The following is a 26122-nucleotide window of genomic DNA, read 5'->3' as shown; positions in this document are numbered from 1 at the left end:
ACACAGGCTGGCTTCGGCATCATAGCGGTCACCGTGCGTTGTCGCCAGCGGAGAATCATAACCAGATGCTGCATTGCTGGCATTTACGCCAGCAATGCAGGGAACTTAGAAGAGACGGTATCCATAACCCCAAAGAATAACTGTCAGGGCCAGTAGCGCCTCCAGGACCAGTACGCCGATGGCAAGCGTAGAGCTGGAGAAGCTCAGGCCCTCTTCTTTATTGATATTGAGGAAGGTTGGCACCCCTACATACAGCAGATAACCGGTATAAAAGAGGGCAACCGTACCGATCAGCGCGCACAGCCAGACCAGTGGATAGAGCGCGACAATACCGCTTAAAAACAGCGGGGTCGCGACGTATCCGGCGAAGACCATACAGTGTGCCAGCGACGGGCGCTGCGGATAGTTGCGCGCCATCCAGTGGATGACCCGCCCCATCACCGCCACCCCGGCCAGCATCAGGCCATAAAACAGAATGGCCAGGTACAGTCCGGTAAACCACGAAAGCTGAACCACGGTGCCGTCACCAAAGTTCCAGCCTATCTGCGTAGTACCAATAAATGCGCAGACCACCGGCACCGCTGCCATCAGCAGGACATGGTGGGTATAGTGATGCGCGACCGTTTCGTTCTCGTTACGGATGACCTGCATTTCACGATCGGGATGGGAGAAAAGTCCCCAGACATGGTTCATAACGCCCCCTTGTTGTCGGCCCGTCAGCGATAGCTTAAGTATAATGCAGGCTTTAGATTATTTTATGTACAGTGGGAAATTTCCGTTGATTGCCGCGCGGTTAATGGATGGGGTATATGATTAACGCAGGCACAGTAAGGGAGACGACGTTTACGTAATGGATATCAACGGTCTTATTGAACAATATGGATACGCCGCGCTGGTGATCGGCAGCGTGGCGGAAGGCGAAACCATCACGCTGCTGGGCGGGGTGGCCGCACACCAGGGATTGCTGAAATTCTCGCTGGTGGTCGCCGCCGTCGCGTTGGGCGGTATGATTGGCGATCAGCTGCTCTATTTTCTGGGGCTGCGCTTTGGCCCGACGCTTTTGCAACGTTTTGCCAGGCATCAAAAGAAAATTCGCCGTGCTCAGCGGCTTATCCAGCGACGTCCCTGGCTGTTTGTGATTGGCACCCGCTTTATGTACGGTTTTCGCATCATTGGGCCGATACTGATTGGCGCGAGTCGTTTACCACCGAAAATTTTCCTGCCGCTGAACATTCTCGGGGCGATTGCCTGGGCGTTGATTTTCACCACGCTTGGCTACGCGGGTGGCGAAGTGATTGGCCCATGGCTGCATAATCTTGACCAGCACCTGAAGCACTGGGCGTGGTTGATCCTGGTGGTTGCGGTGGTGATTGGGGTACGGCTGTGGCTGAAGCATCGTGAAAAGCGGCGGGATGAAGAGTGAGTTCGGCCTGCTGCCCTCACCCCGCCCCTCTCCCACAGGGAGAGGGAGAAGGGTATCTACCCTTCCGGCTTAAACTGCGGATTCGCCAGCATAAAACCGCCGTCAACGATAAACGACTGCCCGGTGGTGTAGCTGGCGTCACTGTCACACAGCCACGCCACCAGGCTGGCAATTTCTTTGGTATGCCCTGGCCGTGCCAGCGGGATTTCCGGCATTGAGCCTTCTTTCACTTCGCTGTCGTCCATATCATTCATCGGCGTGGCGATCGCACCGGGCGCAACGGCGTTCACCAGAATCTTATGTTTAACCAGCTCCAGCGCCATCGACTTGGTTAACCCGCCCAGCGCATGTTTGGCCGCCGTATAGGCGCTGGCGTCCGGCAATGGCGTATGTTCATGCACCGAGGTGATGTTCACGATCCGCCCCCCTTCCCCCTGCTTCACCATCTGACGCGCCGCGATTTGCGAGCAGAGAAACGCGCCGTCCACGTCAACGGTGAATATGTGCCGCCAGTCGTCAAACGACAGGTCCAGAAATGGCGCTTTATTCATCGCCCCGGCATTGTTAACCAGCACATCCAGCCGCCCGAAACGCGTAATCAGGGTTTCAATGGCCTTTGCGCCTTCCGGTAAATGGCTTAAGTTGAGTTGAATGGCCTCGGCACGCTGCCCGCGCGCTTCAATTTCACGGCAGGTTGCCAGCGCCCCTTCCTCATCTGAGTGCCAGGTCACCCCGATATCAAACCCGCGCTCGGCCAGCATCAGGGCCGTCGTTTTGCCAATTCCTGAATCCGATGCGGTAACAATTGCGACTCGCGTCATACTCACCTCCTGAAAATCTGCAAAGAGGTAAGTATAGATAATGCGCAATGTTAGCCGTGATGATATCCGCCACCCAGCGCGGAGGTGAGCTGGAGCGTGGCATCCACGTACTGACCTTTCAGCATCAACCCGGCAATACGCTCTTTGAGCGCCGGAATTTTTGCTTCACTCACCCGGGAGCCGGCAATGATCCCCGCCCTGAAGCGCGCCTGCGCCAGCGCGACGACGCGCGCCGCATCTTTTTCGATCTGCTGCTGGTGCTGATTTTTGGCGGTCAGCGTTTCCACTTCGCTGGCCGTCCGGGCGACCTGGTTTACGGCATCTACCACGGCCTTGTTGTAGTTCGCCACGGAGAGGTTGTTTTGCGCCTGGGCGATATCCAGGTTCGCATTCAACCGACCGCTGTCAAAAATTGGCAGCGTCAGCCCCGCGGTTACGCCCATTTGCTGCGCAGATGAGCGGAACAGGTCGCTCAGGTGCAATGCATCCTGCTGCAAGAACGCCATCAAATTGATGTCAGGGTAGAACGCGGCTCTGGCGGCATCGACTTCGCTCATGGATGCTTCGATATACCAGTGCGCCTCCTGCAAATCCGGGCGCCGAGCCAGCAGTTCATAACCGAGCGTTGATGGCAGCGATGCCTCTGCGTCAGGTAAGGCATGCCGTGCGAGCGTGACTGAAGGGGAATTGGTCAACGCATTCAGACGCGCCTCAATGGCCTTCATTTTGCCGTGCACGTCAGCGAGCTGTTCATCGGTTTTGCTGGCACTGATATCCGTTTCAACCCCTTCCACCGAGGAGGTAATGCCGTGCTGATAAAGCTCCCTATCGGCACCGATGATATTTTCCTGCTCCCGTTTGATCTGCGCGAGCACGTCACCCACCGCGGCCTCGGTCTGCCAGTCCCAGTACAGCCGCGCGACGCTGCTGGCGAGCAGCTGGCGGGTCTGCTCCAGCTCCGCTTTTTGCGCATTCACCTTACCGATGCGGGCCTCAATTTGGGCGCGGTTTTTACCCCATAAATCCAGATCCCAACCCGCCGTCAGACCAAAGGTGCCGTTGGTATACCAGGGGCCGGTGGTCCCCGCTGCCGGGTCGGTCAGTGCAAATGGCCCCATCAACCCCTCTGCCGACATCTTTTGCCGTTCCACATCTGCGGAAAAATCCAGTTGTGGACCCTCAGCAGCGACAGCGGCTTTCGCCTGTGCTTCCGCCAGGGTGATACGCTGACGGGCAATTTGCATATCCGGCGCATCCGCCAGCGCTTTGTCGATCAGCGCGTTGAGCTGGGGGTCGTTAAAGTCTTTCCACCATTCGCTTTTTGGCCAGTCGGCATGACGCAGTTGGGTATTTACAGTTGCGGCGGCGGCTTGCGTTTTTACTGGTGACACCGTGGCATGTTCCGGCGCGCAGGCGGCCAGCATAAAAACAAGAGGAGCACTCAGAGATAAAGTAAGAGAACGTTTCATTACGCCATGAACTCAAAAAAAATAAAGGCGCAACTTACGCTTACTGACGTTCCGTTTTTTAGTAACGCGTGGCAATCCGCATATTGTTATACATTTTCATATCCGGAAATTTATTCCCCAAGACAATGAGTTAATTTCATGTATTCATGCTAATTATGAATTGACTGCTACACTTACTTCGACAGACATACGCAGGAGAGGCGAATGAAAATATTATTGTGGGTTATTTTGATTATATTTCTGATAGGGCTGCTGGTGGTAACCGGCGTATTCAAGATGATTTTCTGATTCCGTTGCCCGGCTCCGCGCCGGGCAAACTCTTCACACTTCGCTCAGGACTTCGACTGGATCACCCGGGCAATATCCGCAGACGTCTGTAGGGTACGGATCTCCTGAAATAATCCCAGCGCGTCGTCGTACTCTTTACGCAAATAACTCAGCCACTGTTTAATGCGCGCGACGTGATACAAGCCGGTATCGCCCTGCTTTTCCAGCCGCGTGTATTTTTGCAGTAGTTTCACCACATCCGCCCACGGCATCCGCGGTTCATTATATTTCACCACCCGGCTGAGGTTCGGCACGTTCAGCGCACCGCGGCCAATCATCACGGCATTACAGCCGGTCTCTTTGAGGCAGGCCTGCGCGCTCTCGTAATCCCAGATTTCGCCGTTGGCAATCACCGGAATCGTAAGCCGTTTGCGGATCTCGCCAATCGCCTGCCAGTTAATGCGCTCGGCTTTATAACCATCCTCTTTGGTTCGCCCGTGCACCACCAGCTCGGTGGCGCCCGCCTGCTGCACCGCGTCAGCAATTTCAAACTGCTTATCGCCGCTGTCCCATCCCAGACGGACTTTGACCGTCACCGGCAGATGCGATGGCACTGCCTCACGCATGGCCTTTGCGCCGCGATAAATCAGCTCCGGATCTTTAAGTAGCGTCGCCCCCCCGCCGCTGCCGTTGACCAGCTTTGACGGACAGCCGCAGTTAAGATCGACGCCGTACGAACCAAGCGCTACCGCGCGGGCGGCGTTTTCAGCCAGCCACTCAGGATACTGGCCGAGCAGCTGGACGCGCACCAGCGTACCGGACGGCGTGCGGCTCTGACGATGCAGTTCCGGACAGAGACGATAAAATGATTTTTCTGGCAGCAACATATCGACCACGCGCAGAAACTCCGTCACGCAGAGATCGTAATCGTTCACCTCGGTAAGCAGCTCGCGCACGAGAGAGTCGAGCACGCCTTCCATCGGGGCCAGTAAAACACGCATTCTGAGTACCTGTGAAAAAAGACGCGCTATAGTAGCTGCTCTCTATGTATGTTGAAAGCCCGGCGTTCCATTCCGGAATGTCTGGTATGCCCAAAATTCATGATGTGATCCGTGGCACATTTTCAGGTTTAATTGTATGATGAATACGTCTCAGCAAGGACTTTCACCATGAGCAAATCACTGAATACTATCTGGCAATACCTTCGCGCCTTCGTCCTCATTTATGCCTGCCTGTACGCCGGCATTTTTATCGCTTCGCTGCTGCCGATTACGATACCTGGCAGCATTATCGGCATGCTGATCCTGTTTGTACTGCTGGCATTACAGGTGCTGCCCGCAAAATGGGTCAACCCAGGGTGCTTCGTTCTCATTCGCTACATGGCCCTGCTTTTTGTGCCTATCGGCGTTGGGGTTATGCAGTATTACGATGTGCTTAAAGCGCAGTTCGGCCCGATTGTGGTCTCCTGCGCCATCAGTACGCTGGTGGTTTTCCTGGTCGTCAGCTGGAGTTCACACATTGTGCATGGCGAACGTAAGGTCGTCGGGGAGAAAACAAAAAAATGATGGCGAATATCTGGTGGTCCCTGCCGTTAACCCTGGTGGTGTTCTTTGCTGCGCGTAAGCTTGCGGTGCGTTTCAAAATGCCGTTGCTCAACCCGCTGCTGGTCGCCATGGTGGTGATTATTCCTTTTCTGCTGCTCACCGGCATTTCTTATGAGCGTTACTTCGCCGGGAGCAAGATCCTTAACGATTTGTTGCAGCCTGCCGTGGTGGCGCTGGCGTTTCCTTTATATGAGCAACTGCATCAGATCCGCGCGCGCTGGAAATCCATCATAACCATCTGCTTCGTGGGGAGCCTTGTTGCGATGATCACCGGCACCTCGGTGGCCTTAATGATGGGCGCATCGCCGCAGATCGCCGCCTCTATCCTGCCTAAATCCGTCACCACGCCGATTGCCATGGCCGTGGGCGGCAGCATCGGGGGCATTCCGGCCATCAGCGCCGTGTGCGTGATTTTCGTCGGTATCCTGGGCGCGGTGTTTGGTCATACGCTGCTGAATATCATGAAAATTCGTACCAAAGCGGCACGCGGTCTGGCGATGGGTACCGCCTCGCACGCGCTGGGCACCGCACGCTGCGCGGAACTCGATTATCAGGAAGGGGCATTCAGCTCGCTGGCGCTGGTGATCTGCGGGATTATCACTTCCCTGGTCGCGCCGTTTATCTTCCCGATTATTCTGGCAGTAATGGGCTAAAATTTGCGATGCGTCGCGCAAATTTCATTTTCATTTCATAAGTTGCACACATAATGAGATTTGGATCACATATAAAGGCCGTACGGCTCCGTACACTACCGATCCATTAACCTTGATGAGGCAACGTCATGCATCCACGTTTTCAAGCTGCTTTCTCTCAGCTTGCAGAGAATTTGCAATCAGCCCTGGCTCCGGTTCTGGCGGATGCGCATTTCCCCGCCCTGCTGACGGCAGATCAGGTCACGACGCTTAAACAGGCAACGGGGCTGGACGAAGACGCGCTGGCTTTCGCCCTGCTGCCCCTGGCGGCTGCCTGCGCCCGCGCTGACCTTTCCCATTTTAACGTAGGCGCAATTGCGCGCGGTGTGAGCGGGACCTGGTACTTCGGCGGAAACATGGAGTTTCTCGGTGCGACCATGCAGCAAACCGTCCATGCGGAGCAGAGCGCCATCAGTCACGCCTGGCTACGCGGCGAAAAAGCCCTGCGCGCCATCACCGTCAACTATACCCCTTGCGGCCACTGCCGCCAGTTTATGAATGAGCTGAACAGCGGTCTTGAACTGCGTATCAACCTGCCGGGACGCGCACCGCATACGCTGCGTGATTACCTGCCGGATGCTTTCGGCCCGAAAGATCTTGAGATCAAAACCCTGCTGATGGACGAGCAGGACCACGGTTATGCGCTCTCAGGGGATGAGCTGAGCGAAGCGGCCATTGCCGCCGCCAATAAAAGCCACACGCCATACAGCAAATCTCCAAGCGGCGTCGCCCTTCAGTGCCGCGACGGCCGCATCTTCACCGGCAGTTACGCAGAGAACGCCGCGTTTAACCCGACGCTGCCTCCGCTTCAGGGCGCCCTGAACCTGCTTAGCCTGAACGGGTATGACTACCCGGATATTCAGCGCGCAATCCTGGCTGAAAAGGCCGATGCGCCGCTGATCCAGTGGGACGCGACCGCAGCCACGCTGAAAGCGCTGGGCTGTTCAACCATTGACCGCGTGCTGCTGGCATAATCTGTTCGGCGGGCAGAGTTGCCCGCCAGTCTGACGAAAAACCCCTCAGTTGAATCGCTGTTTCTTGCGCTAACCAGGCGGGTACAGTAGCCTGAGGGAAATTTCATCATCGGTACGAGCCATCTGCATGTTAAAGCGCGTGTTTTACAGCCTGTCTGTCCTGGTCGGCATACTGCTGTTGATCGTGCTGGGTCTCGACCGCTGGATGAGCTGGAAAACAGCCCCCTACATTTTTGATGACCTACAGGACCTCCCCTACCGTCAGGTTGGCGTGGTGCTTGGCACCGCCAAGTATTACCGCACCGGCGTCATAAATCAGTATTACCGGTATCGTATTCAGGGCGCGCTGAACGCCTATAACAGCGGCAAGGTGAACTATCTGCTGTTGAGCGGCGATAACGCGCTGCAAAGCTATAACGAGCCGGTGACGATGCGCAAAGATCTGATTGCCGCAGGCGTCGACCCGGCCGATATCGTGCTCGACTACGCCGGATTCCGCACGCTTGATTCCATCGTGCGTACCCGTAAGGTGTTCGACACCAATGATTTCATCATCATTACCCAGCGTTTCCACTGCGAGCGGGCGCTGTTTATCGCCCTGCATATGGGCATTCAGGCGCAGTGTTATGCGGTGCCATCGCCAAAAGATATGCTGAGCGTGCGCGTGCGTGAGTTTGGCGCCCGTTTCGGCGCGCTGGCTGACCTGTACCTGTTCAAACGTGAACCGCGCTTTTTAGGCCCGCTGGTGCCGATCCCAACGATGCATGAAGTGCCGGAAGATGCGCAGGGTTATCCGGCGGTAACGCCGGAGCAGTTGCTGGAAATTCAGAAGAAGTAATCCAGATCTACAGTGCGTGATATAAAACGCATTACTCTCTTTTTAGACACCTAATGAGTGATATAAGTAGCAATACTTGTTTTTATCACTGACTATGAGTAATATTTTACACATTGTCGCGTTATGGAGGTGAGATGGAGACGTTAACCGTACAGGCATATCTGAACGAAACATGGACGGATATCGCTCTCATCAAATATCCTGGAAGTGAAAAAAATGACTGGAATACCACGCAGTTAGACTATCTTACTGAGTATGCGATTAATTTTCTCGACTATGATGATTTTCACGCAGTCTCAGTCAATCACCCTGTATCACTCTTTTTTGATGACCATGGCCAACCGGGCTGGCTGCGATTTATCGACGATATCATTCCCGCCGGAGCAAGCCGCCGTTACTGGATTAATGCGCTCGACATCAGTGAGTTACCCGTTGGCCAGCAAAATTTCTTATTGCTGAAATTTGGCACAATGTCCCCTGTGGGGAATTTGCGCATAAAGGAATCCGTCCCAGAATGGAATAAATTCGCCAGCACTAAAACGTTTACGGTTGCGGACGTCATCGATCGTGCGGCCGATTTTCTGGATTATGCCCAGGAAAGAGGCGCGGCGGCGGGTGGTGCAACCGGTGCTGGCGGTGAAGCGCCTAAACTTTTGCTGCGCTGTAGTGAAACTGATGCCATCTGGATCGATACCTGGCAAAACGAGCCGGATAACCGGGACCGCTATTATTTGGTTAAATATCCACGCGGTAACAGGACAGAAGTGGATTGTAATATTCTGCGAGCTGAATTCCATTATTATCATGAGCTTAACGCGATGGGTTTTTCCACGATCCCAGTGGAAACAATGCGCCTTGAAGAAGGTAGCCATTACCCGTCTCTGTGGTTACCGCGTTTCGACATAGTGAGAAATGAGCAGGACCAACTGGTCAGGCTGGGTATGGAATCGGTGTATTCGCTATTACAAAAGGCACCCGGCACCCTCCTTGATCATGAGACAACGTTGCGCGCGTTAATTAATAAAATCACCTCCAGCCATATGGTCCAGCAGCAGGGTTATCATTTTGATATTCCGGGATTTGTAACAGAATGGGTGCGTCGCGATCTGCTAAATATTATTTTTGGAAATAGTGACAACCATGGGCGAAATACCGCCTTTGTGAAGGCTGAAAATCAAATTATGCTCTCCCCTGTATATGACTTTGCGCCGATGAAAGCCGATCCTGAAGGGATACCAAGAACCCTGAAGTGGTCATTATCTTGCGAATCAGGGGGGGATTATAATTTCAACACTATCGCACAAACGCTGGCGGAGTGGATCCCTCCCGCAACATTACTTGATGCTCTGCATGAAACAGCCGTTCAGCTTATTGATCTCCCGGAAAGGCTGGCGGCGCGAGGCGTTCCCGAACAGATAATGGAAATGCCCGCGATGGGTTTTCGCTACATCCCGGATAAACTTTCCCGTTGGGGTTTATTATGAAAACACCTAATGAAGCTGAATCAGAGCTTTTACAGACATTAGCTCAAGTACGCAGCGTAAATAAAAAGCGACATCATGACGAGGCGGAAGAGCCGGATAAGCCATCGGTAGTGAAGAGGCAACGCGTTACACAAGGCTTAACGCGGATTAGTACTCTCGATCGCCAGGCTGTACTGCATGCAGCCATACGGGACATTTTGCTGGGGAAAATCACACAGGGAGAGGCGCTGAAAAGGCTCAGGGTCGAGGTGTTAGGGCTGAAGCAGGATGAATATGCAAAGCTGGTCAGCGTATCCCGGAAAACATTGTCGGATGTAGAAAATAACAGAGGCAATTATTCCGCTGACGTCATAAATAAAATCTTTAAACCCTTTGGGCTTCAAACCGGACTAGTGCCCGTTTCAAAATCGCTTATCGCTTCACTTTTCTCATAAAAAAACCCGCATCGCTGCGGGTTCTTTCATTCCAGCGCTTATTTCTTACGCGCGTACTTCAGTGAATCCAGGGCAACCGCGAAGATGATGATCGCACCCTTGATAATGTACTGCCAGTACGGGTTCACACCGATGTAGGTCAGGCCGTAGTTGATAACGGTGAAGATGATCACACCGGTCACCACGCCCAGCACGGTACCCACGCCGCCGCTGAAGGAGACGCCGCCAACCACGCAGGCCGCAATCGCATCCAGTTCGTACATAAAGCCGAGGTTGTTGGTTGCAGAGCCGATACGGCCTGCTTCCAGCATCCCGCCGAAGGCGTAGAAGACCCCGGACAGGGCATAAATCATCAGCAGGTTCAGAGCCACATTGACCCCGGAGACCTTCGCCGCTTCCGGGTTACCGCCGATAGCAAAGATGTTTTTACCGAAGCGGGTTTTGTTCCACAGGATCCAGACGAATGCCACCGCAATCAGCGCATAGAAGGTGATATAGGAGAGACGGAAGCTGCCGAGCGCAACAAACCCCTGCGTGAAGGTCGAGAAGCCGCTGTCGAAGCCAGAGATTGGAGACGCGCCGACGAAATCGTAGTACAGGGAGTTGATACCATAAACGATGATCATCGTGCCAAGCGTAGTGATGAATGGCGTCACGTTCAGGTAAGCAATGATGATGCCGTTAATCAGGCCAATTACCGCGCCGATGGCACACACGATCAGGATCACCACGAAAATCGGCATGGTCGCCATCTCCGGGAATACCTTGTTGGCGTTTTCCATCGACTGCAACAGGGTTGCCGCAATGACCGCCGCCAGACCCACCTGGCGCCCTGCCGAAAGGTCAGTCCCCTGGGTAACGATAAGCCCCGCCACGCCAAGCGCGATAATAATACGTACGGAAGACTGGGTCAGAATGTTACTCAAGTTCAGCAGACTTAAGAACGTAGGGTCCTGGAAAATAATAATCGCCAGCAAGACTAAAAGAACAACGTAAATACCGCCTTCTTTCAGATAAGTGAGAAAACTTTTTTTATTTAACGCACTCATGAGGAGCCCCTGATCTTAAAGGTGCAAAGACGCAAGACGCAAAATTTCGTTTTGCGTTGTCGTTTTGGTTTCAACAATACCGGCAACGAGACCATTGCTCATAACCAGAATACGGTCTGTGATCCCTAACAATTCCGGCATTTCGGAAGAAATAATAATGATCCCTTTATCTTTTTTCGCCAGCTCTGCGATAAGCTGATAAATCTCGAATTTTGCACCCACGTCGATACCGCGCGTAGGTTCATCCAGCATCAGAATTTCAGGCTGGGTTAATAGCCAGCGACCAATAATGACTTTCTGCTGGTTTCCTCCCGAAAGTGAGCCAATTTGCGTGCGGTGGCCCGGCGTTTTCACGCGCATGGAGTCAATCACCCACTGGGTATCGCTCTTCATGCGGGAATTATCCAGCAGCCCGACTTTGTTTTTGTAATTGCGTATATTAGAAATTAACGAGTTAAAGTTAATATCCAGATAAGCGTAAATACCGGTAGAACGACGCTCTTCCGTCACCAGCGCAAAGCCATTATTAATGGCTTCGTTGGCGTTGTGGTTGTTGATCTTCTTACCGTGCAGCGTAATGGTGCCTTCGGCTTTCTCACGGATACCAAACAGGGTTTCCACGATATCGGTGCGCTTAGCGCCCACCAGCCCTGCGATGCCAAGGATCTCCCCCTTGTGCAGATCGAAAGAGACATCGCGGATAGACGGCTGACGCAGCGAGGTCAGGTTACGCACCTCCAGAATCACTTCGCCTGGCTTGTTTTCTTTATCCGGGAAGCGCTGGTTCAGAGAACGGCCAACCATCATGGCGATGATCTTGTCCATGTCCAGCCCTTCCAGCGGCTGGGTGGCAATCCACTGACCGTCGCGCAGGATGGTGATTTCATCGCACAGCTGGAAGATCTCTTCCATTTTATGTGAGATATAGACAATGCCACAGCCGCGATCTTTCAGCTTACGAATAATGGTAAAAAGGTGGTTAACCTCTTTTTCCGTTAATGACGATGTCGGTTCATCCATGATCACAATTTTCGCATCATAGGAGAACGCTTTGGCAATTTCGATCATCTGCATCTGGGAAACGGATAATGTCCCGACGCGGGCGCGCGGGTCGATATCAATATCCAGCTCATCAAAAATGGCTTTGGTGTCGCGATACATTTTATCCTGATCGACAAAGACACCTTTGGTTGGATAACGACCCAACCACATATTATCCATAACTGAACGTTGCAGGACCAGGTTTAATTCCTGGTGTACCATCGAGATACCGTTCTCCAGCGCTTCTTTCGCTGAATGGAAGTCGATCTCTTTTCCCTGAAAAAGAATGCTGCCAGAATCTTTTTGATAGATCCCAAAAAGGCATTTTAATAATGTTGATTTACCCGCACCGTTTTCACCCATTAATGCATGAATAGAGTGAGGACGAACTTTTAAATTAACATTATCGAGCGCCTTAACACCGGGGAATGACTTATTGACACCGGTCATTTCCAACAAGTATTCACCGGACGACTGAGTAGTTGTGCTGACCATAATTATACCTTGTTGGCCTCGCATATCGCGTTATAAAAGGGCGCAACGAATTGCGCCCAGTGAAGACAATGCAGATAACTTATTTACCGATAAACTCAGCCAGGTTGGACTGGTCTACGCCCACGTAGGGAACGCGAACGATTTTGTTGTCAATTTTCCAGTTAGTCCCGTCAGCGGCACCTTTACCATCGGCCAGGTTTTTCGCCAGATCGAAGGTGGCTTTCGCCTGGTTGTTAGCATCGTTCAGCACGGTACCGGCCATAGCGCCAGATTTCACCAGCGCCAGCGCTTCTGGCAGGGCATCCACACCGAATACAGGAATGGCGGATTTGTTGTGTGCTTTCAGCGCTTCTACCGCACCCATTGCCATCGCATCGTTGTTGGCAATGACCACTTCAATTTTGTTGGCGTTAGGGCCGGACAGCCACGCGTCCATCTTATCTTTCGCCTGAGCGGTGTCCCACATTGCGGTGTCTAACGCCAGCTGCTGGGTTTTAAGGCCCTTGTCGTTCAGCTCTTTAATAACGTAGGTGGTACGTGCTTCAGCATCCGGATGGCCCGGTTCGCCTTTCAGCAGAACGAACTGAATCTGACCATCTTTGTTCAGATCCCAGTTTGGGTTCGCCGCCCAGTGTTTCGCAATCAGATCGCCCTGGATAATCCCGGACTCTTTGGAGTCGGTACCCACGTAATACGCTTTGTCGTAGCTGTCCAGCGCTTTACGGGAAGGTTCTTTGTTGAAGAAGACAATTGGCACGTTCTGGCCGCGCGCTTTCTCGATCACCGTGCCTGCCGCAGCCGGGTCAACCAGGTTAATAGCCAGCGCTTTCACGCCTTTTGCCAGAAGAACGTCAATCTGATCGTTCTGTTTGGACTGGTCATTCTGGGAGTCATTCATCAGCAGCTGCACGTCTGGCACTGATTTAGCATCTTTTTCAATTGCTTTACGCACAACGGACATGAAGTTATCGTCGTATTTATAGATAGTCACGCCAATACGGGTATCCGCTGCGTGTGCTGCTGCGCCAAAAAGCATGCTTGCCATGACAGCAGACAGAGTCAACACCTTCTTATTCATGGTATCTCCGGTTTTTTTTATGCAGGGTAGTTCTTGTGAAAAACGGTCGGCGGGCAGATGTTAATAAAACGTTACTGATCGCCGAAGTTCACTTATAAAATGTCCAGCTTCCGTGTTCGGTAACGCTCCAGAAATGCGTTTTATTCGTTGTTTGAGGCATTGCGATAACGGTAAAAGTGAATAATCACCGTTACATTGTGTTTCAGCCCCTAAAACGCTGACATCATAGACAGCGGCTTGTTAAGATACTGTGAATTTACTCACAGATTGAAAACGGTTACATCACGTGATGTTATCAGTTAGTGATCGGAGCCACAGTTTGTCGGATAGCGACCGAATGGCGGCGTACTAAAGTCGGCATAAAACAATGCGTTGCGTCAGGATCTAACAGTCCTGCCGCCCCCTGTAACGCCAGCTCTGTCGCCAGTTTCGCCATCGACGCAATAGGGTAACGCACCGTTGTCAGCTGCGGATCGGTGTAACGGGCAATCGGGATATCATCAAAACCGAGCAGCGATAAATGCTGCGGCACCGCAATGCCATTATCTTTCAGCGCGGTAAGCGCACCTGCCGCCATGCTGTCGTTATAGGCAAACACGGCCGTCAGCTGAAGATTACGCCCCAGCAGTTCCACCATTGCCGCTTCACCGCCCTGCATGTCCGGCGAACCGGTACCTACCCAGCTTTCCAGCGGCGCAATGCCCTGCTCTTTCAGGGCGTTTTGCCAGCCCTCGCGGCGCATCATGTCGTCTTCAATACCGTGGCTGGAAGCCAGATAACCTATGCGCTGATGGCCGTTGCTGATGAGCATCCGCGTCGCCATCATCGCGCCGCTGATGTTATCCAGACCGACGCAGCGATGCGCGTAGCCGGTGACGATACGATTGATCAGCACCATGCCGGGGATCTGCTCCATAAACCCGGCCAGCTCTTCATCGCTCAGGGCTTTAGAGTGCACAATCAGGGCGTTACAGCGCTGGCGGATCAGTACCTCAATGGCATAACGCTCTTTTTCAGCCTCGTGATAGCTGTTGCCAATCAGCACATATTTCTGGTGCTGCTGGGCAACCACATCCACCGCTTTGACCAGCGCGCCGAAGAAGGCGTCCGACACGTCCATCACCACTACGCCAATGGTATCGCTGACCTGCGTCGCCAGCGCCTGGGCATTGGCGTTTGGCCGGTACCCCAGCTGGGTCACGGCTTTCATTACGGTTTCACGCGTTTCAGGGCTGACCAGCGCACTGTTGTTCAGCACACGGGAGACAGTAGCAACAGAAACACCCGCCTGGCGGGCGACGTCACGAATGGTGATCATATTCACCACCCTTTAAAGGATTGCAGCAACTCACAGACACCCCCTGTGTTTAGCAAGGTGGCTATTCTGGCAGCGAGAGAGAGGAGACTACGTGAAGAAGCTCACACAGATGAAAGCGCTTACATCCGTTTTGTTAATGATTGTGATCCAGATCGTTATCTGGATGTATTACGCAATGACACGTCCGAAGCACGAGCGGTTAACTGTCGCCATGCCCATTCCAGCGGGCCCTGACGGAAAAAACGCAGCCAGACAACTGAAAACACCACGTTAACAATCCAGACCGGAATAACAAACGCCAGCAGCGTCAGGCGATCGAATTTCATAAACAGGCCGAATCGGTAGAAAAGCGTGGTGCATATCAGCGTTTGCAGGATGTAATTGCTTAACGCCATCCGCCCAACGCAGGCCACCGCACTGACGATCCACAGGCGAGAAAGCTGGGGCCAGAAGCCATAGATCAGCGCCGCATAGCCAATGGTCTGGAACGGCGCGCTCAGTTCGCGCGGCACCTGCAACAGGAACGCACACCAACGGTAATCCCATTGTAGATGCCACTGCATCATCACCGCCGGGAGGTTGATGATCACGCCGAGCAGCACCAGCCCTGCACCCGTACGACGATAGTGTCGCAGGCTAAATTCCCCTTTCAGCCAGCCGGTGCGCATCAGGGCTGCACCCATCAGCATCATCCCCGCCAGCTGCCAGCCGTATTGCGCGCCCAGCGCCAGCAGGTTATCGCCGAGCATATCGGCCCGGTTGCCGATCGCTTCCATGCCGCCTTTCAGCTTCCAGAACTGCTCATATTGCAGGTTGGCCGCATCCGGGATCCATGAACGACTGGTGGAATCATCGGCAATCATGCCAAGCAGCAATAACACGGCCAGTCCCATGACATAGAGCATCACGCCGGTGTTAAACAGGCTTTTCACACCGGGTGCGTCGCGGATCAGCCGCCAGCAAATCAGGCCCACCAGACCATACGCGAGCAGAATATCGCCGTCCCAGAAAAGCAGCCCGTGAATAAAACCGAGGATAACCAGCAGCGTTAAACGCGACTGGATCCAGCGCGTACCGCGTTTGAGGAGAAGCTGAAGTCCCGCGCCAAACAGAAGCGCAAAGAGGGTCAGGAATTTCACCTGTGCAAAGAGATCGAGGATTGCCCACGTCCAGGCGTCGCTACGCGTGATGTCGCCATACCACGCAGGATTCAGATAGGCGGCCTTCGGCAGACCGAAGGCGCTGATATTCAGCAGCAGGATACCGAGAATGGCGACGCCGCGAACAAAATCGAGCGTGACGTTTCGCTCCATGGTCCCTGCCCTGTCTGATTAGTTGTGGTGACGCACGGCGCGCAGGAACTCCTGGCGGGTGTTCTGGCTCGATTTGAACAGGCCGCCCAGCGAAGTGGTGGTGGTTGCGCTGGTAGCATCACGCACGCCGCGCGCTTTCACGCAGTAGTGCACCGCGTCGATAGACACCGCCACATTGTTAGTCCCCAACAGGGTTTGCAGTGCGGTCAGGATCTGCTGCGTCAGACGTTCCTGCACCTGCGGACGCTGGGCAAAGAACTGCACGATGCGGTTGATCTTGGACAGGCCGATGACCGTATCTTTTGGAATATAGGCCACCGTCGCTTTACCATCGATGGTCACAAAGTGATGCTCGCAGGTGCTGGTCAGCGTGATATCGCGTACCGTCACCATCTCATCGACCTTCATCTTATTTTCAATGACGGTGATTTTCGGGAAGTTCGCGTAATCCAGGCCGGAGAAAATTTCGTCGACGTACATCTTCGCGATGCGGTGCGGCGTCTCCATCAGGCTGTCGTCGCTCAGATCGAGATTCAGCAGTTGCATGATCTCCGTCATATGGCCGGCGATCAGACGCTTGCGGGTAACATTGTCCAGCTCCTGCACGGGCGGGCGCAGTGGCGTTTCAAGACCGCGCGCAACCAGCGCTTCATGGACAAGGGCTGCTTCTTTACTGAGTGATGACATTCTTTTCTCCTGCAGGTGTGGCGTCTTTTGCCCTCGTTGTGGCAAAAGTGTGCGCTCATTGTGCGTGAGGCGACGCACATAATCCAGTATTCACGACGATAATTATTGCAATTGCTGTTGCCTTTCAGCCTGACGGTTCCAGACTAACGCTCCGCCAACGAACAGCGTGATCCCCGCCAGCCCCAGCGCAGGTTCCAGACGGTGCGTGAGCCAGGTCGACAGAGCCGACGTGACCGGACCCACCAGCTGACCAATGGCATACCCGGTGGTGAGCAGTCCCGCCATGTAACGCGTGTGGTCTGGCGCCAGCTCGCGACCGTACAGAAGAGAGAGCTGCACGGCGCAGAGGAACCCGCCGCCCACCAGCAGCCCTCCCGTCAGCAAGCCGCCTATGCCCGGCAGCAACCAGGCCGCCAGCACGCCAATCCCCTGTAACCAAAGAACAATCGCCAGCCTGCGGTTAGCGCTTGATGTATGCCGCAGGGCAATGCTCAGCGCAATCCCCACCACCGAGGCGGCGCCAAATATTGGCCAGACAAACTGGGCAAACAGGCTGCCGGGAAAACGCACCGCCGCCATTTGCGATAAAAAGGTCGCCGGGAGGATATAGCCGAACCCTGCCAGGCTGTAGCTCCAGACCAGACGCCGGAGATCCGCAGTCAGCAGCAACGGCTCAGGCGCGGTACCAGGGCGATGAAGCTGACCTGCGCGCGGCAGGTAGCGCGCCACCAGTACGATCAGCACCAGCGCCAGTACGCCGTAGATTTGCCATGCCGCCCCGGCGGACAAGGATTTCGCCTGAATATAGACCGCCAGCAGGCCGCTCAGGGCGATGCCGGCCCCGGGTCCGGCAAAGACGGCCGCACTGAGTCCCGGTTTGCCCAGCTGCCCCAGCCGCTCGTTGGTCCAGGCGGCAATCAGCACCATCGACCAGCCGCTCATGCATCCGATCACAAAGCGCAGCAGACCGTGAACGACGGCATTCTCTGCCGCCGCGGAGAGCAGCGTCAGCGCCACCGCACCGGTGATGCCAAGCCAGAGGCGCGTTTCAACGAAGCGATGGGCGCGCATGGCATCCCATGCCCCCACCAGATAGCCCAGATAGTTCATTGCCGCCACCAGCCCCGCGCTGGTAAGCGTGAGTTGCCCGGCGGCTATCATCAGCGGCACCTGAGGCGTGAAGGCGAAGCGTCCTATCCCCATCGCCACGACCAGAACCACAAATCCGCTGAGCGCGATACGCAGCGCCATGATCGCTCCAATTGTTAAAGAAAAGTAAATTTATGATGCAACATCTCGCCGTCCTGCGAAAGTGAAAGTTGCTCACAGGTCAATGAAAACTCTGTATTATGCGTTTTATGAATAGTCTTTCGTATAAGGAGCCCTGCATGGAACTGCTCGAAGAGCATCGTTGTTTTGAAGGTCGACAGCAGCGCTGGCGGCACGACTCCACCACGCTGAATTGTGCTATGACGTTCAGCATTTTCCTGCCCCCTGCGGACAACCCACCGGTGCTGTACTGGCTTTCAGGCCTGACCTGCAACGACGAAAACTTCACCACCAAAGCGGGCGCCCAGCGTATTGCCGCCGAACTGGGCATTGCGCTGGTGATGCCAGATACCAGCCCGCGTGGCGAGGACGTGGCCGACGATGCCGGATACGATTTGGGTAAAGGCGCCGGCTTCTATCTCAACGCCACGGAACAACCGTGGGCGCGCCATTACCGCATGTATGACTACATTCGCGATGAACTGCCTGCCCTGGTGCACTCTCAGTTCGCGGTCAGCGAGCGCTGCGCGATAAGCGGACATTCGATGGGTGGCCACGGGGCGCTGATAATGGCGCTAAAAAATCCGGGGAAATACACCAGCGTGTCCGCATTTGCGCCGATTGTGAACCCAACGCAGGTGCCGTGGGGGCAAAAAGCCTTTAGGCACTATCTGGGTGAAGATCTAGAGAAATGGCAGGAATGGGATAGCTGCGCGCTGATGCTGGCGAGCCAGTCAGAAGACGCTATCCCGATGCTGGTGGATCAGGGTGATGCCGATCAGTTCCTCGCCGGGCAGTTACAGCCTGCGGTGCTGGCGGAAGCCGCGCGCCAGAAGGACTGGCCGCTAACGCTGCGCATTCAACCGGGATACGACCACAGCTATTACTTCATGGCGTCCTTTATTGAGGATCATCTCCGCTTCCATGCGGAGCATCTGTTCAGGTAAGTTCCGCCTTTTACCCGGTAGCGCCTCCTGCCTGCCGGGTCTTTCCCCTCCCCCTCTTTACATACTTCTATCCGCTTGAATCCAGCCTGTTTTCCGTCGTCATCACTCAAACACAAATGATTTCAATTATCATTTGTGTTTACAATTCTACATTCTTTTGTACAATTCCAGGCTCTTCTCCATCTCAAAGAGTTCTTACAAGACAAAAACATACAGTTCTCAGGGTTATCCCGATGGAGTTTTTTCATTTTTATACGGAATGTACAAATGACAATACCACGCATTAAGCTCCTGGCCGTCGCCATTGGCGCTGCCACATGTTCCCCCTTCGTTCACGCAGCCGATCAGGACACCGTTGTCGTCACTGCAACGGGTTTTGAACAAAAGATCCAGAATGCCCCCGCCTCCATCTCTGTGATTTCAAAACAGCAGATTGAAGATAAAGCCTACCGTGATGTTACCGATGCCCTGAGAGATGTCCCGGGTGTTGTCGTCACTGGCGGCGGGAGCAGCAGTGATATCAGTATTCGCGGCATGGCCTCTCAGTACACCCTGTTCCTGGTGAACGGCAAACGCGTCAGTACGCGAAGCACCCGCCCCAACAGCGACAACTCGGGTATTGAACAAGGCTGGCTGCCGCCGCTGGAGTCCATTGAGCGCATCGAGGTCATCCGCGGCCCGATGTCCTCGCTTTACGGCTCCGATGCGATGGGTGGCGTCATTAACGTCATTACCAAAAAAGTCTCGAACACCAAAGCCTGGACCGGTTCGTTGCATGGCGATGCAACCTTCCAGGAAAATCATGATTCCGGCGATATCTTCCAGACCAACGCCTACGCCTCTGGTCCCCTGATCGACGGACTTCTGGGCGCAAAGGTGACGGGGCTGTTGTCACGCCGCGCAGAAGATAAAATCGTGAACGGCTATAACGAGCAGAAAATGCGTAACGGTGGCATTACGCTGAACTTCACGCCGGACGAGAAGAACGATTTCGACCTCGACTTTGCTCGCGAACTTCAGGACAGAAACAGCACCCCGGGGATGTCGAAAGCGGCTGAAACCTGCCGGGGAACAACCTGTACGCCAAATACCAAAAGCGACTCGCGCTATGAGCACACGACCTACTCGTTAACCCACAGTGGTTATTACGAAGACTTCAATACCACCAGCTATATCCAGCAGGAAGAGACCAATAATCCAGGTCGCGAAATGCGCTCCTATAACACCACCTTCAACAACCAGAACCAGATTTTCCTCGGCGATCATACGTTGACCCTCGGCGGGCAGTATCGCTATGAGAAACTGCGCGACAACGGTAATCAGCTGAAAGCTGCTGACGGCCTGAACAAACTGACGCGCTGGAGCTGGGCCCTGTTTGCCGAAGATGAATGGTCAATGACGGAAAGCTTTACGTTGACCGGCGGCCTGCGTATGGACAAAGACCAAAACTACGGTACTAACTGGACGCCGCGCGGTTACGGCGTATGGCACCTGGCCGATCAGTGGACGTTGAAAGGCGGGGTTTCTGCTGGCTATCGTGCGCCGGATCTGCGTCAGTCGTCTGCCAGCTGGGGCCAGGTGACAGGTGGCGGCCGTCTTGACGGTATCATCGTCGGCAACCCGGATCTGAAACCAGAGAAGAGCCTGAGCGAAGAGCTCGCCCTGCTCTGGGATAACAACGATAACCTGAATGCCGGCGTAACGCTGTTTAATACCGACTTCAAGGACAAAATTACGGAAGTTCGCCGCTGTAACAGCAGCGCCGATCCCGCCTGTACGATTGGCGGTCACAGCTATGATTTCGTCAGCGATCGCGTCAACGTGGACAAAGCCAACATGCGCGGTGTGGAGTCCTCCTTCGGGTGGAAGATCACGCGTGATGTGAACTGGACTGCAAACTACACCTATACAGAGTCCGAGCAGAAGAGCGGCCAGTTCTCCGGCAAGCCGCTGAACAAAATGCCGAAACACATGTTCAACACCACCCTGGACTGGCAGGCGACGCCAGACGTCGGGTTCTGGAGCCGTCTGAACCTGCGCGGTAAAACGTCTGAGTACCTGAGCCGCACGTCAATGTCCCAGGGTACGCCGTCCTACACTCAGGTTGATGTCGGTATGCGCTACAACGCCAACAAAAACCTGCTGGTTACTGCCGGTGTGTATAACGTGCTCGATAAGCAGATTGATTACGATACGTATGACACCGTGCTGGATGGCCGCCGCTATACCGTTGGCATGACCTACAGCTTCTGATCTGCCATAAAAAAGCCCGCTCAACTGAGCGGGCTAAAAGAGAGGAAGTGCGGTTATTATTTAAATCGTTCCGGGAAATCCATTTCACTGTAGCGAACGAAGCGTGTTCCTTTCGTCAGTTTGTAGCCAAACCAGATGATCAGGAACAGCGGAATGCCAATATAGGTGGCCGTGACGGCGCCCCAGTCAATGGTGTCCGCAAGGAAGGCCTCATAGTTCTGACCCAGGGTAATAATCAGGCACAGAACGAAGGCGAAGATCGGCCCCAGCGGGAAGAATCCTGACCGGTACGGCAGGTTATTCAGATCATGCCCCTGCTTGACGTACCCGCGACGGAAACGGTAGTGGCTGATGGCAATGCCCAGCCAGGCAATGAAGCCCGTCATACCAGAGGTGTTCAGCAGCCACAGGTAGACCGTCTGGTTGCCGAACATGGAGGTCAGGAAACAGAGACCCGCAATCACCGTGGTCGCATACAGCGCGTTGCGTGGCACGCCACCGCGAGACAGTTTCGAGAAAATACGCGGTGCTTTACCGTCGCAGGCCAGGGTGTAGAGCATGCGGGTGGAGGCGTACATCCCGGAGTTACCCGCAGACAGTACCGCCGTCAGGATCACCGCGTTCATCACCGCCGCCGCTGAGAGCAGACCCGCGTGCTGGAAGACCAGCGTGAACGGGCTGACGCTGATGTCTTTTACGTCGTTACGCAGCAGGCTTGGGTCGGTATACGGAATGATCAGGCTGATAATCAGGATCGCGAACACATAGAACAGCAGGATACGCCAGAACACCTGACGCACCGCGCGCGGAATATTCTTCTCCGGGTTTTCGGATTCACCGGCCGCAATGCCAATCAACTCGGTACCCTGGAAGGAGAAGCCGACAATCATCGCCACGCCAATCATCGCCGAGAAGCCCCCGGCAAACGGCGCATCGCCTATTGTCCAGTTACTCCAGCCCGCCGGTTCACCCCCTTTGAAAATACCAACGATCATCGCCACACCGACGACGATAAAGATGATGACGGTTGCCACTTTAATCAAAGAGAACCAGTATTCCGCTTCGCCGAAACCGCGCACGGAGATGTAGTTCAGCAGGAAGATGACCGCCAGGAACAGGGCGCTCCAGATCCAGCCGGGCGTGTCCGGGAACCACCAGGTCATCACCAGCTGTGCCGCGACGAGGTCAACGGCGATGGTCACCGCCCAGTTGTACCAGTAGTTCCAGCCCAGCGCGAAGCCGAAGCCTTCCTCAACGTATTTTTGTCCGTAGGTCGAAAACGAACCAGACACCGGCATGTATGCCGCCAGTTCGCCCAGGCTGGTCATCAGGAAGTAGACCATCAGGCCAATCAGGATATAAGAGAATAATGCCCCACCCGGGCCGGCTGCCGAAATTGTTGCGCCAGAGGCAACGAAAAGACCCGTACCGATGGAGCCGCCAATGGCGATCATCGTCAGGTGACGCGCCTTAAGTGCGCGACGTAGCGCGGGCGCTTGTGTGGTTTTAGTTTCTGAAACCATGTGAAAATGCTGTCCATTCAATAAATGAGGCGCGATTGTAGCAGACGATCTGCGTTGCTTCCGGCAGAAATACTCAGTTATAAGAGAGCTTCATGACTCGGCCAGGATTATAAGTAAAGCATAATTTTTCCCTCTCCCCTTTGGGGAGAGGGCCAGGGTGAGGTGCGCTTTTACATCTCGCAGTAGCGCAGAAAACGCTGGAGCGAGCTGGAAAGGTGTTTCTGACGATGATGGATGCACCACAGCGTGCGCACCAGCTTCGGCAGCGGAACGGGGATCTCAACCAGTGAGCCGGTTTCCAGCTGTTCGGCAATCACCCGTCGGGAAAGACAGCTAATGCCCAGACCATGGCGTACGGCATGCTTAATGGCCTCGGAGTTACCTAATTCCATCCCTAACTGGAACTGCGGTAGATGGGACAGCAGCAGATAATCGACAATCTCACGCGTGCCGGAGCCCTGCTCTCGCAGGATCCACTGCGCTTGCGCCAGCCGCTCCAGCGTGACCTCGCCCTGGAGTAAAGAAGAGGCCGGGGAGGCAAACACCACCAGCTCATCCTCCAGCCAGGGCTCCGCAATGATATCCACGTTGTGGCACGGCCCTTCGATAAGCCCGATGTCCACGCGGAAATCAATCACCGCGTTGATCACGTCCTGGCTGTTGCCGACGCTCATCTCCAGCGGCAGGGTCGGAAAATCCCGGCGGTAGCGGGCAATCACTTCCGGCAGGATGTAGTTACCGATCGTGCTGCTGGCGTAGACGCGAATAGCGCCGTTGTCCTCGCGGAACAGCTGTTCGATCTCCGTCGCCTGCTCCAGTAAAGCCAGGGCACGCGGATACAGCAGGCGGCCATGTTCGTTCACCACCAGCCGCTTCCCTACCCTATCGAAAAGCTGGACGCCCAGTTGCCCTTCAAGATCGGTCAAGGCCGCGCTAACGGCGGACTGCGAGAGCGCCAGCATTTGTGACGCCTGGGTTGTCGAGCCGCTTTTCAGCACCTCGGCAAAAACTTCCAGCTGACGCAATGTAATGTGCATGGTTGCTTACCACTTATAAAGATTGATTATAAATATATAATCAATTTTATTTTTAAGCCAGAGCGCCGTAACCTTTAGCCAGACAAAGGAGAAGGTTATGTCAGAAATCACCTTACAACATCATCGTACAGTGTGGCACTTCGTGCCGGGTCTCGCGCTCAGCGCCGTGGTTACCGGCGTGGCCTTATGGGGCGGCAGTATACCGGCGGTTGCCGGTGCAGGGTTCAGCGCCCTGACGCTGGCCATTCTGCTCGGCATGGTGGTCGGGAACACCGTTTACCCGCACATCTGGAAATCCTGCGACGGCGGCGTGATTTTCGCCAAGCAGCATTTATTACGTCTCGGGATCATCCTTTATGGCTTCCGTCTCACCTTTTCGCAGATTGCGGATGTGGGTGTCAGCGGGATTGCCATTGACGTCCTGACCCTTTCGAGCACCTTTTTACTGGCGTGCTTTATCGGCCAGAAGATCTTTGGGCTGGACAAACAGACCAGCTGGCTGATCGGTGCGGGTAGCAGCATCTGCGGCGCGGCGGCGGTACTGGCAACAGAACCCGTCGTTAAAGCCGAAGCCAGTAAAGTCACGGTTGCCGTCGCGACGGTAGTTATCTTCGGTACGCTGGCGATCTTCCTGTATCCGGCCATGTATCCGCTGGTGGCGCACTGGTTTAGTCCGGAAACCTACGGCATTTATATCGGCTCAACCATGCACGAAGTGGCGCAGGTGGTGGCGGCAGGTCACGCCATTAACCCGGAAGCGGAAAACGCGGCGGTCATCGCCAAAATGCTGCGCGTGATGATGCTGGCCCCGTTCCTGATTTTCCTCGCGGCGCGGGTTAAACAGCTTGCTCCGGCAGGCGGCAGCGAGAAAAGCAAAATCACCATTCCGTGGTTTGCGATCCTGTTCATCGTGGTCGCTGTCTTCAACTCTTTCCACCTGCTGCCAAAAGCGATGGTGGATATGCTGGTCACGCTGGATACGGTCCTGCTGGCGATGGCAATGGCGGCGCTGGGCATCACCACGCACGTCAGCGCGCTGAAAAAAGCTGGGGCGAAACCGCTGCTGATGGCGCTGGTGCTGTTCATCTGGCTGATAGTTGGCGGCGGTGCGATTAACCTTGCGGTACACAGCCTGTTGGCATAAACCATCTCGTCCTTCTCCTGTTAACCCGTTATCATAGGCATTTCGGGTTAACAGGAGTCTTTTTATGAAATATGTTGGAGCGCACGTCAGCGCTGCTGGTGGCCTTGCGAATGCCGCCATTCGCGCCGCCGAAATCGAGGCGACCGCTTTCGCCCTGTTCACCAAAAACCAGCGCCAGTGGCGCGCAGCTCCCCTCACCGCGGAAGTGATTGATGACTTTAAAGCCGCCTGCGAGAAATACGGCTACGGGCCTGGCCAGATCCTTCCCCATGACAGCTACCTCATTAACCTCGGTCACCCGGTTGCCGAGGCGCTGGAAAAATCCCGCGAAGCGTTCCTGGATGAGGTTCAGCGCTGTGAGCAACTGGGGCTAACGCTGCTGAATTTCCATCCCGGCAGCCATCTGATGCAAATCGACGAAGACGCCTGTCTGGCGCGCATCGCCGAGTCAATTAACATGACGCTGGATAAAACCCAGGGCGTGACGGCAGTGATTGAGAATACCGCCGGTCAGGGCAGCAACCTCGGCTTTAAGTTTGAGCATCTGGCGGCGATCATCGACGGCGTGGAAGACAAATCCCGCGTGGGCGTGTGCATTGATACCTGCCACGCGTTTGCGGCCGGTTATGACCTGCGCACAACTGAGGCCACAAAAAATACCTTCGAGGAGTTCGAGCGTATTGTTGGTTTTAAATATCTTCGCGGTATGCACTTAAACGATGCGAAAAGCGCCTTTGGTAGTCGCGTTGACCGCCATCACAGCCTGGGCGAAGGCAACATCGGCCACGATGCGTTCCGCTTTATCATGCAGGACGCTCGCTTCGACGGTATTCCGATGGTGCTGGAAACCATCAATCCGGACATCTGGGCAGAAGAGATTGCCTGGCTGAAGGCACAGCAAACCGCTGAACAGGCGGCATAAAAAAAGCCGGGTTGCATTAGCACCCGGCTTTTTTATTGCT

The 26122-nt window shown here is 54.6% G+C and carries 24 protein-coding genes; 11 read left to right on the top strand and 13 right to left on the bottom strand.

The genetic code is table 11. The features are described 5' to 3' along the window. Positions 1 to 105 precede the first annotated feature (105 nt). Positions 106 to 693, bottom strand: coding sequence for a Yip1 family protein (locus ACOTXL_RS04985; RefSeq protein ID WP_003859296.1), 588 nt, complete (start codon positions 691 to 693; stop codon positions 106 to 108). Positions 694 to 850: 157 nt separating this feature from the next. On the opposite strand from ACOTXL_RS04985, the gene ACOTXL_RS04980 reads away from it, so the two are divergent. Next, positions 851 to 1423 (top strand): DedA family protein, encoded by a 573-nt coding sequence (locus tag ACOTXL_RS04980; RefSeq protein WP_045340718.1) that lies wholly within the window; start codon positions 851 to 853, stop codon positions 1421 to 1423. 56 nt (positions 1424 to 1479) lie between these two features. Here the strand turns inward: ACOTXL_RS04980 and ACOTXL_RS04975 are convergent, their stop codons facing one another. The 3 genes from ACOTXL_RS04975 to dusC all read right to left on the bottom strand — a co-directional run bounded on the left by ACOTXL_RS04975 (position 1480) and on the right by dusC (position 4981). Then, the gene (locus ACOTXL_RS04975; protein ID WP_023324964.1) at positions 1480 to 2244 is read right to left on the bottom strand and encodes an SDR family oxidoreductase; all 765 of its coding nucleotides are present in this window, start codon (positions 2242 to 2244) and stop codon (positions 1480 to 1482) included. 50 nt (positions 2245 to 2294) lie between these two features. Further along, positions 2295 to 3713 carry a multidrug resistance outer membrane protein MdtQ gene (gene mdtQ / locus ACOTXL_RS04970; RefSeq protein ID WP_045350246.1) on the bottom strand — a complete coding sequence of 473 codons (1419 nt, stop codon included), beginning with the start codon at positions 3711 to 3713 and terminating at the stop codon, positions 2295 to 2297. A 332-nt stretch (positions 3714 to 4045) separates the two neighbouring features. Further along, on the bottom strand, positions 4046 to 4981 hold the full coding sequence (gene dusC / locus ACOTXL_RS04965; RefSeq protein WP_003859306.1) for a tRNA dihydrouridine(16) synthase DusC: 936 nt from the start codon (positions 4979 to 4981) through the stop codon (positions 4046 to 4048). 168 nt (positions 4982 to 5149) lie between these two features. Between dusC and ACOTXL_RS04960 the strand changes: the two genes are divergently transcribed. The 6 genes from ACOTXL_RS04960 (at position 5150) to ACOTXL_RS04935 (ending at position 10006) form a co-directional block, all read left to right on the top strand. Beyond that, a complete protein-coding gene (locus tag ACOTXL_RS04960) occupies positions 5150 to 5545 on the top strand; it encodes a CidA/LrgA family protein (protein WP_003859308.1) in 396 nt (131 codons plus the stop codon). Next, a complete protein-coding gene (locus ACOTXL_RS04955) occupies positions 5542 to 6237 on the top strand; it encodes a CidB/LrgB family autolysis modulator (protein ID WP_003859310.1) in 696 nt (231 codons plus the stop codon). Before ACOTXL_RS04960 ends, ACOTXL_RS04955 begins: the two co-directional genes overlap by 4 nt. Positions 6238 to 6365: 128 nt before the next feature. Continuing rightward, positions 6366 to 7250: a cytidine deaminase gene (cdd, locus tag ACOTXL_RS04950; protein ID WP_003859312.1), complete on the top strand. Its 885-nt coding sequence runs from the start codon at positions 6366 to 6368 to the stop codon at positions 7248 to 7250. 127 nt (positions 7251 to 7377) lie between these two features. Then, positions 7378 to 8088, top strand: coding sequence for an outer membrane permeability protein SanA (sanA, locus tag ACOTXL_RS04945; protein ID WP_003859314.1), 711 nt, complete (start codon positions 7378 to 7380; stop codon positions 8086 to 8088). A gap of 134 nt (positions 8089 to 8222) precedes the next feature. Beyond that, positions 8223 to 9572 (top strand): type II toxin-antitoxin system HipA family toxin, encoded by a 1350-nt coding sequence (locus ACOTXL_RS04940; RefSeq protein ID WP_023314540.1) that lies wholly within the window; start codon positions 8223 to 8225, stop codon positions 9570 to 9572. Continuing rightward, a complete protein-coding gene (locus ACOTXL_RS04935; RefSeq protein WP_003859317.1) occupies positions 9569 to 10006 on the top strand; it encodes a helix-turn-helix transcriptional regulator in 438 nt (145 codons plus the stop codon). The genes ACOTXL_RS04940 and ACOTXL_RS04935 overlap by 4 nt, the downstream gene beginning before the upstream one ends. A 38-nt stretch (positions 10007 to 10044) precedes the next feature. Here the strand turns inward: ACOTXL_RS04935 and mglC are convergent, their stop codons facing one another. The 7 genes from mglC to ACOTXL_RS04900 form a co-directional block, all read right to left on the bottom strand. Beyond that, positions 10045 to 11055 carry a galactose/methyl galactoside ABC transporter permease MglC gene (mglC, locus tag ACOTXL_RS04930; protein WP_003859318.1) on the bottom strand — a complete coding sequence of 337 codons (1011 nt, stop codon included), beginning with the start codon at positions 11053 to 11055 and terminating at the stop codon, positions 10045 to 10047. 15 nt (positions 11056 to 11070) lie between these two features. Further along, positions 11071 to 12591 carry a galactose/methyl galactoside ABC transporter ATP-binding protein MglA gene (mglA, locus tag ACOTXL_RS04925; protein ID WP_003859320.1) on the bottom strand — a complete coding sequence of 507 codons (1521 nt, stop codon included), beginning with the start codon at positions 12589 to 12591 and terminating at the stop codon, positions 11071 to 11073. A 79-nt stretch (positions 12592 to 12670) separates the two neighbouring features. Beyond that, positions 12671 to 13669, bottom strand: coding sequence for a galactose/glucose ABC transporter substrate-binding protein MglB (gene mglB, locus ACOTXL_RS04920; protein WP_045337654.1), 999 nt, complete (start codon positions 13667 to 13669; stop codon positions 12671 to 12673). A 295-nt stretch (positions 13670 to 13964) separates the two neighbouring features. After that, positions 13965 to 14987, bottom strand: coding sequence for an HTH-type transcriptional regulator GalS (gene galS / locus ACOTXL_RS04915; protein ID WP_045350245.1), 1023 nt, complete (start codon positions 14985 to 14987; stop codon positions 13965 to 13967). A 155-nt stretch (positions 14988 to 15142) separates the two neighbouring features. After that, complete coding sequence (yeiB, locus tag ACOTXL_RS04910; RefSeq protein WP_023314543.1) at positions 15143 to 16300, bottom strand: DUF418 domain-containing protein YeiB; 1158 nt, start codon at positions 16298 to 16300, stop codon at positions 15143 to 15145. An 18-nt stretch (positions 16301 to 16318) separates the two neighbouring features. Then, entirely contained in the window at positions 16319 to 16987 is a 669-nt protein-coding gene (gene folE, locus ACOTXL_RS04905) for a GTP cyclohydrolase I FolE (protein WP_003859328.1), read from the bottom strand. A 102-nt stretch (positions 16988 to 17089) separates the two neighbouring features. After that, positions 17090 to 18238: a YbfB/YjiJ family MFS transporter gene (locus tag ACOTXL_RS04900; protein WP_045350244.1), complete on the bottom strand. Its 1149-nt coding sequence runs from the start codon at positions 18236 to 18238 to the stop codon at positions 17090 to 17092. Positions 18239 to 18375: 137 nt separating this feature from the next. Here ACOTXL_RS04900 and fghA point away from each other — a divergent pair, with 137 nt between their 5' ends. Continuing rightward, positions 18376 to 19203, top strand: a complete 828-nt coding sequence (gene fghA, locus ACOTXL_RS04895) for an S-formylglutathione hydrolase (protein WP_023314544.1) — start codon at positions 18376 to 18378, stop codon at positions 19201 to 19203. A 267-nt stretch (positions 19204 to 19470) separates the two neighbouring features. After that, positions 19471 to 21456: a ligand-gated channel protein gene (locus tag ACOTXL_RS04890; protein WP_045350243.1), complete on the top strand. Its 1986-nt coding sequence runs from the start codon at positions 19471 to 19473 to the stop codon at positions 21454 to 21456. A 56-nt stretch (positions 21457 to 21512) separates the two neighbouring features. Here the strand turns inward: ACOTXL_RS04890 and ACOTXL_RS04885 are convergent, their stop codons facing one another. Further along, entirely contained in the window at positions 21513 to 22979 is a 1467-nt protein-coding gene (locus ACOTXL_RS04885; RefSeq protein WP_045350242.1) for an amino acid permease, read from the bottom strand. Between the two features lie 170 nt (positions 22980 to 23149). After that, on the bottom strand, positions 23150 to 24016 hold the full coding sequence (gene yieE / locus ACOTXL_RS04880; RefSeq protein WP_003859337.1) for a DNA-binding transcriptional regulator YeiE: 867 nt from the start codon (positions 24014 to 24016) through the stop codon (positions 23150 to 23152). Between the two features lie 97 nt (positions 24017 to 24113). Between yieE and ACOTXL_RS04875 the strand changes: the two genes are divergently transcribed. Together ACOTXL_RS04875 and nfo are read left to right on the top strand one after the other, a co-directional pair. Beyond that, positions 24114 to 25160 (top strand): YeiH family protein, encoded by a 1047-nt coding sequence (locus tag ACOTXL_RS04875; protein WP_003859339.1) that lies wholly within the window; start codon positions 24114 to 24116, stop codon positions 25158 to 25160. A gap of 64 nt (positions 25161 to 25224) precedes the next feature. After that, entirely contained in the window at positions 25225 to 26082 is an 858-nt protein-coding gene (nfo, locus tag ACOTXL_RS04870) for a deoxyribonuclease IV (protein ID WP_003859342.1), read from the top strand. Positions 26083 to 26122: the final 40 nt, after the last annotated feature.

Origin of the sequence: Enterobacter cloacae complex sp. IR5402 (assembly GCF_049238125.1) — a bacterium.
Taxonomy (GTDB): domain Bacteria; phylum Pseudomonadota; class Gammaproteobacteria; order Enterobacterales; family Enterobacteriaceae; genus Enterobacter; species Enterobacter hormaechei_C.
The sequence above is the reverse complement of the archived record's forward strand: the minus strand, read 5'-3'. Positions and strand labels throughout refer to the sequence as shown.

Coding starts and splice junctions, on each gene's coding strand:
- mglB (WP_045337654.1), bottom strand. CDS start 13,669: ATGAATAAGAAGGTGTTGACTCTGTCTGCTGTCATGGCAAGCATGCTT.
- folE (WP_003859328.1), bottom strand. CDS start 16,987: ATGTCATCACTCAGTAAAGAAGCAGCCCTTGTCCATGAAGCGCTGGTT.
- ACOTXL_RS04875 (WP_003859339.1), top strand. CDS start 24,114: ATGTCAGAAATCACCTTACAACATCATCGTACAGTGTGGCACTTCGTG.
- ACOTXL_RS04885 (WP_045350242.1), bottom strand. CDS start 22,979: ATGGTTTCAGAAACTAAAACCACACAAGCGCCCGCGCTACGTCGCGCA.
- mdtQ (WP_045350246.1), bottom strand. CDS start 3,713: ATGAAACGTTCTCTTACTTTATCTCTGAGTGCTCCTCTTGTTTTTATG.
- sanA (WP_003859314.1), top strand. CDS start 7,378: ATGTTAAAGCGCGTGTTTTACAGCCTGTCTGTCCTGGTCGGCATACTG.
- nfo (WP_003859342.1), top strand. CDS start 25,225: ATGAAATATGTTGGAGCGCACGTCAGCGCTGCTGGTGGCCTTGCGAAT.
- yeiB (WP_023314543.1), bottom strand. CDS start 16,300: ATGGAGCGAAACGTCACGCTCGATTTTGTTCGCGGCGTCGCCATTCTC.
- ACOTXL_RS04980 (WP_045340718.1), top strand. CDS start 851: ATGGATATCAACGGTCTTATTGAACAATATGGATACGCCGCGCTGGTG.
- ACOTXL_RS04960 (WP_003859308.1), top strand. CDS start 5,150: ATGAGCAAATCACTGAATACTATCTGGCAATACCTTCGCGCCTTCGTC.
- cdd (WP_003859312.1), top strand. CDS start 6,366: ATGCATCCACGTTTTCAAGCTGCTTTCTCTCAGCTTGCAGAGAATTTG.
- dusC (WP_003859306.1), bottom strand. CDS start 4,981: ATGCGTGTTTTACTGGCCCCGATGGAAGGCGTGCTCGACTCTCTCGTG.
- galS (WP_045350245.1), bottom strand. CDS start 14,987: ATGATCACCATTCGTGACGTCGCCCGCCAGGCGGGTGTTTCTGTTGCT.
- mglA (WP_003859320.1), bottom strand. CDS start 12,591: ATGGTCAGCACAACTACTCAGTCGTCCGGTGAATACTTGTTGGAAATG.
- mglC (WP_003859318.1), bottom strand. CDS start 11,055: ATGAGTGCGTTAAATAAAAAAAGTTTTCTCACTTATCTGAAAGAAGGC.
- ACOTXL_RS04935 (WP_003859317.1), top strand. CDS start 9,569: ATGAAAACACCTAATGAAGCTGAATCAGAGCTTTTACAGACATTAGCT.
- fghA (WP_023314544.1), top strand. CDS start 18,376: ATGGAACTGCTCGAAGAGCATCGTTGTTTTGAAGGTCGACAGCAGCGC.
- ACOTXL_RS04955 (WP_003859310.1), top strand. CDS start 5,542: ATGATGGCGAATATCTGGTGGTCCCTGCCGTTAACCCTGGTGGTGTTC.
- ACOTXL_RS04900 (WP_045350244.1), bottom strand. CDS start 18,238: ATGGCGCTGCGTATCGCGCTCAGCGGATTTGTGGTTCTGGTCGTGGCG.
- ACOTXL_RS04985 (WP_003859296.1), bottom strand. CDS start 693: ATGAACCATGTCTGGGGACTTTTCTCCCATCCCGATCGTGAAATGCAG.
- ACOTXL_RS04890 (WP_045350243.1), top strand. CDS start 19,471: ATGACAATACCACGCATTAAGCTCCTGGCCGTCGCCATTGGCGCTGCC.
- ACOTXL_RS04940 (WP_023314540.1), top strand. CDS start 8,223: ATGGAGACGTTAACCGTACAGGCATATCTGAACGAAACATGGACGGAT.
- ACOTXL_RS04975 (WP_023324964.1), bottom strand. CDS start 2,244: ATGACGCGAGTCGCAATTGTTACCGCATCGGATTCAGGAATTGGCAAA.
- yieE (WP_003859337.1), bottom strand. CDS start 24,016: ATGCACATTACATTGCGTCAGCTGGAAGTTTTTGCCGAGGTGCTGAAA.